Origin of the sequence: Brasilonema sp. UFV-L1 (genome assembly GCF_012912105.1) — a bacterium.
In the GTDB taxonomy this organism is placed as follows: Bacteria; Cyanobacteriota; Cyanobacteriia; order Cyanobacteriales; family Nostocaceae; genus Brasilonema.
The window spans coordinates 1-1578 of record NZ_QMEA01000319.1 but is presented as its reverse complement, the minus strand read 5'-3'; the positions used below and the strand labels follow the sequence as shown (position 1 = coordinate 1578).

Annotated in this window: 1 protein-coding gene; it reads left to right on the top strand. The window is 45.4% G+C overall.

The genetic code is table 11. The annotated features are described in order from the left end of the window. Window positions 1–101 precede the first annotated feature (101 nt). Window positions 102–1520 carry a transposase gene (locus DP117_RS35170; protein ID WP_169222762.1) on the top strand — a complete coding sequence of 473 codons (1419 nt, stop codon included), beginning with the start codon at window positions 102–104 and terminating at the stop codon, window positions 1518–1520. The last annotated feature ends 58 nt before the right edge of the window (window positions 1521–1578 follow it).

The window sequence follows — 1578 nt, the reverse complement described above, 5'->3', positions numbered from 1 at the left end:
CGCGCCGTTGAGTGGCTGGGCAAAAATAAAGGGATGCCTGTAATAACAAGCACCCCAGTAACGGAAGATGAAAGAAGCACTACCAACCTTCATCTGCCGTTATGGATGTTTTTGCACAATTAATAGAGTTCCGTCAAGCAACATACCAATGTTTATGTCGGGCAAAGGATGCAACATTTGAACTGATGGATGCAATACTGCTCACACGCAACGCTTACAGTTTGGCGGATTTATCAATGTGTCCAGTATTCCGTCGCCAATGGTCAAGCATTTATGAGGCTATACAAGACACTAGACCACAACGTCACAAGTTGATGCGACTGTACACTAAAGAAATCCCAAAACAAGAACGTATCATTCTGGCAGGAGACCATACAGCTTGGTCAAGACCAGATGCGCCCACTCTCCGAGAAAGAACTTACGAGCATTATGCCCAAGGTGGAAGAGGAGGTCGTCCCGTCACCCCTGGATATGGATACAGTACCATAGCCTGGATACCTGAAACTGAAGGCAGTTGGGCATTACCACTAAGACATGAGCGAATTACGAGTTGGGAAAATCCGATAGATAAGGCTGTATGGCAACTACAACAAGTATGCCCGCACTTGCCATCTCGACCAATTACATTATGGGACATCGAATACGGATGTGCGCCATTTGTGATTAAAACTGCCAACATTAAAGCAGATAAACTGATGCGGTTGCGTTCCAATTTATGTTTATGGGGAGAACCACCAAAATATTCAGGTAGGGGGAAACCACGAGTACACGGGGAGAAATTTAAACTCAACGATACCAGTACCTGGTCAGAAACGACCCAAACCATTGAACAAGAAGATGCCAAACTCGGTAGAGTCAGAATTCAGCTTTGGACAGGAAAGCATTTTCGTCTTTCCCCAGATCACCCAATGTCAATTATACTGGTTGAGAGATTACTTGAGGACGGCTACCCACGAGTCAATAAACCAATGTGGTTGGCTTTTGTGGGTGAAGAAATGCCACCCCTATCTGAACTGTGGAAACTTTACTTACGACGATTTGCGGTTGACGCATTGTCCCCTAAAATTTTGCCAGCCCTTGTTTTGTTGATCTGTGTTCCAAGACGAGTACTCGTGGTAATAGGGCTGGCAAAATTTTTACGTGTAAGACCCCGTAACCACTGGTATCGTTTCCTAAAACAAAGGTTACATTGGACCCTACCAAAGCTGGCAACTCCCCAACAATGTGACCGATGGAGCGACCTCATGCCGTTAATGACTTGGGAGCTATGGCTGGCTCGTGATATTGTCAATGACAATCCGCTCCCTTGGCAGAAACAGATGACTCAATTCACACCTGGGCGGGTTGCACAAGCGATGCCTGGGATTTTGCTCAGAGTTTCTACTCCTGCCAAATCGCCAAAACCACGAGGTAAATCTCCTGGTTGGAAGACCGGACAGCCTAGGCAACGTAGAATTCGCTATCCAATCGTTAAAAAGCGTACTTCGTATTCACCTAAACCAGAGCAGAAACCTGCTTGATTTCTCATTTTTTCAATTTTTCTTTTTGCTTGTTCTCAACTCAGCTTCTCTGAGTCAT